Raw genomic sequence first — 9,259 nt, forward strand, 5'->3', positions numbered from 1 at the left:
CTCAGTGGCACGGATTGCTGGTGTCGACATTCCCCGCGAAAAGCGGATCGAAGTCGCCCTCACCTACATCTACGGAATTGGCCCAACACGGGCCAGAACCATCCTTTCCAAGGCTGGTGTCAACCCCGACATCAGGGTGAAGGATCTAGAGGACGGTGATGTGCAGAAATTGCGCGGTGCCACCGAGGCCTTCACCATCGAGGGTGACCTGCGCAGGCAGGAGGGGATGGCACTCAAGCGCCTGCAGGACATCGGCTGCGTACGTGGTCGTCGCCATCGCATGAGCCTCCCGGTGCGTGGACAGCGAACTCGCACGAATGCGCGGACCCGTCGCGGAGCTCGCAAGACAGTGGCCGGTAAGAAAAAGTAAGCCGCTTCGGCCCATTCGGACCCTTCAGTTCCTTAAGCCCCCTCCATCTCCAGGCCCATGGCCAAAACAGTCAAAAAATCAGGCCCCAAGAAGGCCAAGCGCAACGTTCCCAACGGCGTTGCCCACATCCAAAGCACCTTCAACAACACGATTGTTTCGATTACCGATACCACTGGAGAAGTCATCTCCTGGTCTTCGGCAGGTGCCAGCGGTTTCAAAGGTGCACGCAAAGGCACACCATTTGCTGCTCAGACTGCAGCCGAAGCAGCCGCCCGCAGAGCTCTCGAGCAGGGTATGCGCCAGATCGAAGTGCTTGTGCGTGGCCCCGGATCAGGTCGTGAAACCGCGATCCGTGCTTTACAGGTTGCAGGTCTGGAAATCACGCTGATCCGTGACGTCACTCCACTGCCTCACAACGGCTGCCGCCGTGCCAAGCGTCGGCGCGTCTGAGCCAACGCGTCCCCGTTCAGGTCCCTCTCTCCCCCGACTCAGACCGTGTTGCAATACCAGATCGACCGTATCGAGCATCAGATCGCTGACGATCGCTCCCAAACCGGTGTGTTTCTCATCGGCCCCCTTGAGCGGGGCCAGGCCACAACCCTGGGTAACTCCCTGCGGCGTGTGCTCATGGGCAACCTTGAAGGCACAGCGGTTACAGCAGTCCGCATTGCCGGCGTCAATCACGAGTACGCGACCATCCCGGGAGTTCGGGAGGACGTGCTCGACATTCTGCTGAACTGCAAGCAGATCACCGTCGACAGCCGCACCAACGATCTGGAGATCGGCCGTCTGGTGGTTGCGGGCCCTGCAACGGTCAAAGCCCGCGATCTGCAGTTCTCCTCCCAGGTCCAGGTGGTGGATGGTGAACGCGTGATCGCCACGGTGAGCGATGGCTACAGCCTCGAGCTCGAGGTTCATGTGGAACGCGGCGTGGGCTATCGCCCAGTGGATCGTCACAACGAAGACACCAGTGCCATCGATCTTCTGCAGATTGACTCCGTGTTCATGCCCGTGCACCGGGTGAACTTCACCATCGATGAAACGGCAGTAGCTGAGGGTGGTTCCGCTCGAGAGCGCCTGCGCATGGAAGTGGTGACCGATGGTTCGATCACACCTGACGACGCCATTGCTCAGTCCGCAAACCAGCTGATCGAGCTCTTCCAACCGCTCGCCACCGTCACCATGGTGGAAGAAGTTCCGGTAGAGCCTGAGCCAACAGCTGAAGCTCAGATTCCTCTCGAGGAATTGAATCTTTCTGTGCGTGCCTACAACTGTCTGAAGCGCGCTCAGTTCAATTCCGTCTCCGATCTGATGGGCTTCAGCTACGAGGATCTACTGGAGATCAAGAACTTCGGTTCCAAGTCGGCTGATGAGGTGATTGAAGCGCTTGAAAGGATCGGCATCCAGATCCCCCAAAGCCGCACCAGCGTCTGACTCTTACCCGCCCTTTACTGCAGCCCCTTCAGAACCATGCGTCACCAATGCCGAGTCCCAAAGCTGGGACGCCCCGCTGACCAACGCAAAGCCATGCTTCGCGGCCTCACAACTCAGCTGATCCGCGAAGGTCGCGTCACCACCACCAAAGCTCGTGCCAAAGCACTGCGTGACGAAGCTGAACGGATGATCACACTGGCCAAGGAGGGCAGTCTTGCTTCCCGGCGCAGGGTTCTGGGATACGTCTACGACAAGCAGCTGGTGCATGCTTTGTTCGAGAAAGCTCCTGATCGCTACAGCGATCGCAAAGGTGGCTATACCCGCATCACTCGCACCGTTCGTCGTCGCGGGGACAATGCCGAGATGGCCATCATCGAGCTGGTCTGAAGTCCGGCTCCAGCATCACGGAAATCACCATCTCGAAACCCTCGGCTGATTCTGTCGGCATCCGCCTCAAACGGATTGCTCTCAGTCTCCAGTACGAGGGTTCTTCATTTTGTGGATGGCAACGTCAACCCAACGGCACCAGTGTGCAATCGGTGCTCGACGAGGCCATCTCAGCGCTCGACCCCCATCGGCCGATACAGACCGTGGCAGCGGGGCGAACGGATGCTGGCGTGCATGCATCCGGCCAGGTGGTGCATTTCGACAGCTGCGGTCCGATTCCAGCAGAGCGCTGGGCCCCAGCTCTCAATGGACGTTTGCCGTCCTCGATCCGGGTGCGAGAAGCGGTGGAACGCCCACTTGGATGGCACGCCTGCTACTCCGCCAGCTACCGGCGTTATCGCTACACCCTCTACAACGGTCGAAGGCCAAACCTGTTTCTGGCGCCCTGGAGCTGGCATCGCTATCAAACACGGCTCGATGAAAAGGCGATGGAACAGGCGCTTCGTGGCCTGCTGGGACTTCACGACTTCGCAGCGTTCCAACGCGCAGGAAGCCGACGATCCCACTCACGCACAACGATCCAGGACGTGTCCATTCAGCGTCAAGGAGACCTGATTCACTTTGAGATCCAGGCCAGCGGTTTTCTCTACGGAATGGTGCGTCTGCTGACGGGCCAGCTCGTAGCGGTGGGAGAGCATCGACTGACCCCGGAGCACTTTGAACGCCGTTGGAGAGAACGTCGCCGCAGTGAAGTGAAAGATGGAGCACCAGCGCAGGGACTCTGCCTGCTGCGCGCTGGTTATCCGGACACCATCTTCAGCAAGGGCGGCTGGTACGATTGTCAACCGACGTTTTTTCTGGCCTCAGAGGACCCACCTCCGGATCCTCCCCCATGGCCAATCAGTACCTAAGCGGTCGATTCCACTCAACTGACCCGATCAGTGGGGGAACCACCGACAGGTAAAGTCGTTCTTTGAGCTCTGTCCAGCACGCCACGGCGTGACTGAAGCTCCCTGCCCAGCTTCGTCGCTCGCGACGGGGCATAACCGAACCGGCATGCCGGCGCGATGAACAAGACCTCCGTCCCCTCCATCGATTCAATCGACCGCCAGTGGTATCTGGTGGACGCTGAGAATCAAACGCTCGGCCGCTTAGCGACCGAAGTTGCTTCCGTGCTCCGCGGCAAGAACAAAGCCAGCTACACCCCGCATCTCGACACCGGCGATTTTGTCGTTGTCGTCAACGCCGACAAGGTGAAGGTGAGCGGCAGCAAGCCGCAACAGAAGCTGTACCGCAGGCATTCCGGACGCCCCGGTGGGATGAAGGTGGAGACCTTCGCTCATCTGCAGGAGCGTCTTCCTGAGCGAATCGTGGAAAAAGCCATCAAAGGCATGCTTCCCCACAACGCTTTGGGTCGCCAGATGTTCCGCAAACTGAAGGTGTACAAGGGTGCCGATCATCCGCATTCCGCCCAGCAACCTCAGCCCCTGCAGCTTGATCCCGCCGCTTCCGCCAAATGAGCACGTCTAATTCCGTCGTTTACTGGGGCACAGGTCGCCGTAAGACCTCAGTCGCACGCGTTCGCCTGATCCCCGGCAACGGCACGATCACCATCAATGGCCGGCCTGGAGATAACTATCTCAACTACAACCCCGCCTACATCGCTGCCGTCAAGGCTCCGTTGCAGACGCTGGGTCTAACCACTGAGTACGACGTGCTCGTCAACGTCAGAGGTGGTGGTCTCACCGGACAGGCTGATGCCATCAAGCAGGGCGCTGCCAGGGCTCTGTGCGAGCTCTCCTCCGACAACCGCAAGCCTCTGAAAACGGAAGGTCACCTGAGCCGTGACCCTAGGGCTAAGGAACGTCGCAAGTACGGCCTCAAGAAAGCCCGCAAAGCTCCCCAGTTCTCCAAGCGCTGATCCCTGTCATGCCCAAGCCCGACATTCATCCCACCTGGTATCCCGACGCCAAGGTGATCTGCAATGGAGAAGTGGTCATGACCACTGGCTCCACACAGCCCGAAATTCATGTGGACGTCTGGAGCGGAAACCATCCGTTCTTCACAGGCACCCAGAAAATTCTCGACACCGAGGGCCGCGTGGATCGCTTCATGCGCAAGTACGGCATGGGCAGCACCGCCAGTGTCAACGACGAGAAAACAGCTCCCGCCAAGGACGAAGCGAAGAAGGAAGCCTGATGCGCTCTGCAATCGACGCAGAAGCGATCGATCGCCACGATTTTTGCCCCCGAATGCAGATCAAGCTCTGCTTTCGGGGCTTTTTTCTGAAAGGACATCACTATCAGGTCCTTTGCCGACCATGCTTCTGAGGCCATGGACTCCTCAACTCTGATCAGCCGTCTTGAGGCCGCGACCAGCAGTTTTCACAATCTGGAACGCCAGCTCGCTGACCCCGATGTGGCTTCAGATCCGGATCGTCTGCAATCTGTGGCCAAAGAGCGTTCACGCCTTGAACCGCTGGTCGTCGACTACACCAGCCTGCAGAACGTTCTCCAGGAAAGAAAACAGGCGCGGACGCTGCTGCGTGAAAGCCGCGGCGATGCCGAGATGGAAGAACTCGCTCAGCTGGAACTGCAGTCTCTGGAGCAACGCCATGACGAACTGATCCAGCGGCTGACGCTTGCATTACTGCCCCAGGATCCGCGCGATCAACGCAGTGTGATGCTGGAAATCAGAGCCGGTGCCGGCGGCGATGAAGCCTCGCTCTGGGCCGGAGATCTTGCCCGCATGTATGAGCGATTCAGCAGCCGTCGTGGTTGGACGGTCCAGCCCGTGAGCGCTAGCGAAGCCGACCTTGGCGGTTACAAGGAACTGATTCTTTCCGTGAAAGGCGATGCCGTCTTCAGCGAATTGAAATTTGAAGCCGGTGTGCATCGTGTACAGCGTGTCCCTGCCACCGAATCCCAGGGCCGTGTGCACACATCCACGGCAACGGTGGCTGTGATGCCAGAGGCAGATCCCGTGGAGGTTCAGATCGAACCCGGTGATCTAGAGATCAGCACGGCTCGATCAGGAGGAGCCGGCGGACAGAACGTGAACAAAGTCGAGACAGCCGTCGACCTGCTGCACAAACCGAGCGGCATCCGTGTGTTCTGCACGCAGCAACGCTCCCAGCTCCAGAACCGCGAACGGGCCATGGAGATTCTGCGAGCCAAGCTGTATGAGCGACAGCTCGCCGAAGCCAATGAACGGGAGAGTTCAGCCCGACGCTCCCAGGTGGGTACGGGCGACCGCAGCGAAAAGATCCGCACCTACAACGCCAAAGACAACAGGGTCACCGACCATCGACTCGGCAAAAATTTCAGCCTTGAGTCCGTTCTTCAAGGACAAATGGAAGATGTGATCGGTGCCTGTGTCGCCGAGGAACAGCGCAGCAAACTGGAACAACTCAGCCAACAGAGCGACGATTAACCAGAACGGTTCAGGCGCCGATCACATATTTGGCCCATTCACTGTGGCGACCTGAATCAATCTGGCGAACAGCCTCGAAACTCAAACTGCTGAGGGGACGCCGCGGAACCCGTTTAAGAGGCATGCCGGCTTCAGATGGGGTACGACTGGCTTTGCGCACATTGCAACTGGTGCAAGCCGTGGTCACGTTATCCCAGGCATCGGTTCCACCTCGGCTGCGAGGGATTACGTGGTCGATGGACAGGAGTTCGTGGCTGCCGCAGTACTGACAGGTGTGATTGTCACGCTGAAACAGATTGCGGCGTGTCAGTGGCACCTGGCGGAAGGGCACTCGCACAAACTGACGCAGACGGATCACCGTTGGCAGATGCATATCACTGCGAACAAGGTGTTTGGAATCGTGTTCCAGACCCTCGGCTTTGCCCTTGATCATCATCACGACGGCTCGACGCCAGGTGGTGATGTTCAACGGCTCGTAGGACGCGTTGAGAACGAGAACCTGGCCCATGCCAGCTCCCTGATTACACGCCATGCTATCGGGGTCACAAGGGCAGCTTTGTGACCTTCACTACCCAGTCCCGATGCCTGACCTGTACGCCGATCGCCCCAGCCCTACAGGCCCTGAAACGGCTGCTGGCGCTGACCCGCGACAGCGAGCCTGGATGGAGGTGTCGGCTTCAGCAGTTGAACACAACGCCAGAGCGTTGAAGCAGTTGCTGGCATCCGACTGCTCCCTGATGGCGGTCGTCAAGGCTGACGGCTACGGGCATGGCGCCGAAACAGTTGCCCGGGCAGCCATCTGCGGGGGGGCGACCAGCCTGGGAGTCGCCACCCTGCAAGAGGGAATTGAATTGCGACGGGCCGGGCTGGAGTTACCGGTCCTCGTGCTGGGCAATCTCACCCAACCCGAAGAGCTGCGCTCCTGTCTGCACTGGCAGCTGATGCCCACGCTGAGCAGCATGCGCGAGGCACTTCTCTGCCAAAACCTCGCCAGTGGCAGCGGCCGAAAGTTCACGGTGCAGCTCAAGCTCGACACCGGCATGACTCGGCTTGGCTGCCACTGGGAGGACGGGGAGCGCCTGACTGAAGCGATCCTCCAGCTCGATCAATTGAATCTGGGTGGGGTCTACAGCCATCTCGCCCTGGCCGATGGCGAACTTGAAGGGCATGCCGATCGGATCACGCGCTTGCAGCAAGAGCGTTTCGAAGCCGTAACACGCAAACACCGACAGCAGGGTTTACAGCGACATCTGGCCAATTCAGCAGGCACCCTGAGGGATCGATCACTGCATCACGATCAGGTGCGCGTGGGATTAGCTCTCTATGGCCACGCCCCCAGTGCCCATCTGGAGCAGAGCCTGGATCTTCAACCAGCGATGACCGTCAAAGCTCGAGTCAGTCTGATCCGTGAGGTCGCACCAGGTGTGGGGGTGAGCTATGGGCACCGCTTCGTCACCAGTCGGCCCAGTCGGCTGGCCGTCATCGGCATCGGCTACGCCGATGGCGTGAGCCGCTGCCTGTCAGGGCAAATCCATGCCCTGCATCGTGGCCAGCTTCTTCCCCAGGTTGGTGCGATCACCATGGATCAACTGATTCTGGATGTCACCGACCATCCTGATCTTGAGAGCGGTGATGTAGTCACGCTGCTGGGAGAAGATGATCAGAAGGTAATCCGCCCTCAGGACTGGGCAGAACTGTCGGGTTCCATCCCCTGGGAGGTGTTGTGCGGCTTCAAGCACCGCCTACCGCGACTGGTGGTCTGAACGGGCACCCTCTTGATATGGTGGGCGGGCCGCTGGAGAGGTGGCTGAGTGGTTGAAAGCGGCTCCCTGCTAAGGAGTTACAGGAGGCAACTTCTGTCGAGGGTTCGAATCCCTCCCTCTCCGTTGAATTGAACAGTGAGTCGTCAATCGGCTCCATAGGCAGCAAGTTCCCTTGCCATGAGTGGCAGCAGTTGGTCGTCGCCTGCGCGCTCCTGACCTTCGCTAAAGACCACCAACAGACAAGGTGCCTGCCCGTCGATGCACCACCATGCTGCGTCGTGACGAGCCTGACTCATCCAGCCGGCTTTACTCCAGAGCTGACTGCCTTCCGGCAAACCCTCGCCGAGGAAACCATCCACTTGATTCTCAGGATCTTCGAGCCTGTCTGCCTTGCCGAGTGAACGCGCCAATCGGGCTCGAAGTCTCTGACAAGCCGGAGGTGAGAGCACGCCATCGGTCATGACCGCCTCGAGAATCCTGGCAACAGCGGCTGTGCAGAGGGCATTGCGATTGTTGTTGTTCTCCCCGTAGAACACTCGTTCGCGTCCATAGGGACCATCACCCCAGGTTTTCTGGCAACAGTTGACGCGCTCCAACTCAGGCCAGCCGAAACCATGAAACCAGTCGTTCACTCGGCGGCGTTGCTGCTGCCACTGCTCCCAAGCAGGGGAGCGCAAGGGCGGACCACTCGTTGTGCCGGTCAGCAGATCCACGATCAATCCCGTGGCGTCATTGCTGGAGTCAGCCAGCATGTCTCGGAGCGCACGACGAAGTTCATCGCTGTCTGGAATCAGATCCCGCTGCAACCAGTGCTCGGCCGCCACCGCGTACAACAGCTTCACCACACTCGCGGGATAGAGCAGCTTCTGGTCAGCCCAAGCCGCACCGGTGCCGCTGCCATTGGTCGGAAACGTGGTGTCGTAACGCACCCAGGTCACGGCCATCTGATCGTGCAGACCGGGACGGCCATCGGCCGCCAGCCTGTCGATCAGAGCAACGAGGTGCTGCTGCATCGCCGGCTCGGGACGGTAGAACGCCATGGCAATGGCTACTGGCAATGCCGACCCTAGGCACCCCGATCACTCCGGACCTGATCAGCCCAGGGAGCTGCTGGAAACTGCTGCGTGGCCAGAACGGCTACGCCTCGCCAACAAAGAGCGGACTCGCCACCCAGGCCGCAGCAGGCCGATGCTTCAAGGTCGCTGCACCGTTGCGCCGCGAAGATCGAGGGCGTTTGCAAGTTGTGCTGCTCGAGGACGGCTACCCCTGCTGGCTATCCATGGATGAACTGGCTGATCAGGCTGTGGCCTGCGAGGCCTGGCAACCATGCCTGCTCTCAAGCTCGGAGATCACCAGCCGTCTGAATACGGTTCTGAAGTGGCTGCAAGCCGCTGCCGAGCTCAACAACACCTACCTGTGGGGAGGCACCATCGGGCCTGACCTGGACTGCTCCGGCCTTGTGCAGACAGCCTTTGCCAGCACTGGGATCTGGCTGCCCAGAGATGCTTATCAGCAAGAACGGTTCTGCAAGCCGCTGGCGGTGCAAGCGAATGATGTGAACGCGTTGCGCTCCGGTGATCTGATCTTCTTCGGCACACCTGAGCGCTGCACGCACGTCGGCATCCATCTCGAAAACGGCCGCTACATCCACAGCTCGGGTATTGAACATGGCCGCAATGGCATCGGCATCGACAGCCTGAATCCCCAGGATCTACACCCCGTGGCCAGTCACTACAGGGCTGAACTGCGGGGTGCAGGCAGGGTGACCCGCTGCCATGACGGCAGCACCCTGCCTTAACGGCTCCTGTTGATGGTCTGACTCTCTGCTTGCCTTGTCTGCTCAGAGTTGGTCCAACAGGCGCCGATTAGGTTG

The 9,259-nt window shown here is 59.7% G+C and carries 13 protein-coding genes and 1 tRNA gene; 12 read left to right on the top strand and 2 right to left on the bottom strand.

The features are described from left to right. Nucleotides 1-4: 4 nt before the first annotated feature. The 9 genes from rpsM (at nt 5) to prfA (ending at nt 5,623) form a co-directional block, all read left to right on the top strand. Nucleotides 5-370, top strand: a complete 366-nt coding sequence (rpsM, locus tag DXY37_RS00660) for a 30S ribosomal protein S13 (protein ID WP_067095292.1) — start codon at nt 5-7, stop codon at nt 368-370. Between the two features lie 57 nt (nt 371-427). Continuing rightward, nucleotides 428-820, top strand: a complete 393-nt coding sequence (gene rpsK / locus DXY37_RS00665) for a 30S ribosomal protein S11 (protein ID WP_066904496.1) — start codon at nt 428-430, stop codon at nt 818-820. A gap of 45 nt (nt 821-865) precedes the next feature. After that, the gene (locus DXY37_RS00670; RefSeq protein WP_115124900.1) at nt 866-1,804 is read left to right on the top strand and encodes a DNA-directed RNA polymerase subunit alpha; all 939 of its coding nucleotides are present in this window, start codon (nt 866-868) and stop codon (nt 1,802-1,804) included. A gap of 36 nt (nt 1,805-1,840) precedes the next feature. Further along, the gene (rplQ, locus tag DXY37_RS00675) at nt 1,841-2,191 is read left to right on the top strand and encodes a 50S ribosomal protein L17 (protein ID WP_067095286.1); all 351 of its coding nucleotides are present in this window, start codon (nt 1,841-1,843) and stop codon (nt 2,189-2,191) included. 23 nt (nt 2,192-2,214) lie between these two features. Beyond that, a complete protein-coding gene (gene truA, locus DXY37_RS00680; RefSeq protein ID WP_115124901.1) occupies nt 2,215-3,102 on the top strand; it encodes a tRNA pseudouridine(38-40) synthase TruA in 888 nt (295 codons plus the stop codon). A gap of 156 nt (nt 3,103-3,258) precedes the next feature. Then, nucleotides 3,259-3,711, top strand: coding sequence for a 50S ribosomal protein L13 (gene rplM / locus DXY37_RS00685; RefSeq protein WP_067095280.1), 453 nt, complete (start codon nt 3,259-3,261; stop codon nt 3,709-3,711). After that, nucleotides 3,708-4,112, top strand: coding sequence for a 30S ribosomal protein S9 (gene rpsI, locus DXY37_RS00690; protein ID WP_066904513.1), 405 nt, complete (start codon nt 3,708-3,710; stop codon nt 4,110-4,112). The genes rplM and rpsI overlap by 4 nt, the downstream gene beginning before the upstream one ends. Before the next feature lie 8 nt (nt 4,113-4,120). Then, on the top strand, nt 4,121-4,390 hold the full coding sequence (rpmE, locus tag DXY37_RS00695) for a 50S ribosomal protein L31 (protein WP_067095277.1): 270 nt from the start codon (nt 4,121-4,123) through the stop codon (nt 4,388-4,390). A gap of 135 nt (nt 4,391-4,525) precedes the next feature. Then, on the top strand, nt 4,526-5,623 hold the full coding sequence (gene prfA, locus DXY37_RS00700; protein ID WP_115124902.1) for a peptide chain release factor 1: 1,098 nt from the start codon (nt 4,526-4,528) through the stop codon (nt 5,621-5,623). A 10-nt stretch (nt 5,624-5,633) separates the two neighbouring features. Here the strand turns inward: prfA and DXY37_RS00705 are convergent, their stop codons facing one another. Then, nucleotides 5,634-6,131: an HNH endonuclease gene (locus DXY37_RS00705; RefSeq protein WP_067095271.1), complete on the bottom strand. Its 498-nt coding sequence runs from the start codon at nt 6,129-6,131 to the stop codon at nt 5,634-5,636. A gap of 73 nt (nt 6,132-6,204) precedes the next feature. Here DXY37_RS00705 and alr point away from each other — a divergent pair, with 73 nt between their 5' ends. Together alr and DXY37_RS00715 are read left to right on the top strand one after the other, a co-directional pair. Continuing rightward, on the top strand, nt 6,205-7,386 hold the full coding sequence (gene alr, locus DXY37_RS00710; RefSeq protein WP_115124903.1) for an alanine racemase: 1,182 nt from the start codon (nt 6,205-6,207) through the stop codon (nt 7,384-7,386). A 34-nt stretch (nt 7,387-7,420) separates the two neighbouring features. Further along, nucleotides 7,421-7,509: transfer RNA gene (locus DXY37_RS00715), tRNA-Ser, on the top strand. Between the two features lie 20 nt (nt 7,510-7,529). Here DXY37_RS00715 and DXY37_RS00720 read toward each other — a convergent pair. Next, the gene (locus tag DXY37_RS00720) at nt 7,530-8,426 is read right to left on the bottom strand and encodes a serine hydrolase (protein ID WP_115124940.1); all 897 of its coding nucleotides are present in this window, start codon (nt 8,424-8,426) and stop codon (nt 7,530-7,532) included. A gap of 17 nt (nt 8,427-8,443) precedes the next feature. Between DXY37_RS00720 and DXY37_RS00725 the strand changes: the two genes are divergently transcribed. Further along, on the top strand, nt 8,444-9,184 hold the full coding sequence (locus tag DXY37_RS00725) for a C40 family peptidase (protein WP_115124904.1): 741 nt from the start codon (nt 8,444-8,446) through the stop codon (nt 9,182-9,184). Nucleotides 9,185-9,259: the final 75 nt, after the last annotated feature.

This window comes from Synechococcus sp. GEYO (assembly GCF_900473955.1).
Taxonomy (GTDB): Bacteria; Cyanobacteriota; Cyanobacteriia; order PCC-6307; family Cyanobiaceae; genus Synechococcus_C.

Excerpts from the sequence above, each read along its gene's own strand:
- rpsK (WP_066904496.1), top strand. The coding sequence starts at position 428 with ATGGCCAAAACAGTCAAAAAATCAGGCCCCAAGAAGGCCAAGCGCAAC.
- rplQ (WP_067095286.1), top strand. The coding sequence starts at position 1,841 with ATGCGTCACCAATGCCGAGTCCCAAAGCTGGGACGCCCCGCTGACCAA.
- rplM (WP_067095280.1), top strand. The coding sequence starts at position 3,259 with ATGAACAAGACCTCCGTCCCCTCCATCGATTCAATCGACCGCCAGTGG.
- rpsI (WP_066904513.1), top strand. The coding sequence starts at position 3,708 with ATGAGCACGTCTAATTCCGTCGTTTACTGGGGCACAGGTCGCCGTAAG.
- rpmE (WP_067095277.1), top strand. The coding sequence starts at position 4,121 with ATGCCCAAGCCCGACATTCATCCCACCTGGTATCCCGACGCCAAGGTG.
- prfA (WP_115124902.1), top strand. The coding sequence starts at position 4,526 with ATGGACTCCTCAACTCTGATCAGCCGTCTTGAGGCCGCGACCAGCAGT.
- DXY37_RS00705 (WP_067095271.1), bottom strand. The coding sequence starts at position 6,131 with ATGGGCCAGGTTCTCGTTCTCAACGCGTCCTACGAGCCGTTGAACATC.
- alr (WP_115124903.1), top strand. The coding sequence starts at position 6,205 with ATGCCTGACCTGTACGCCGATCGCCCCAGCCCTACAGGCCCTGAAACG.
- DXY37_RS00720 (WP_115124940.1), bottom strand. The coding sequence starts at position 8,426 with ATGGCGTTCTACCGTCCCGAGCCGGCGATGCAGCAGCACCTCGTTGCT.
- DXY37_RS00725 (WP_115124904.1), top strand. The coding sequence starts at position 8,444 with ATGCCGACCCTAGGCACCCCGATCACTCCGGACCTGATCAGCCCAGGG.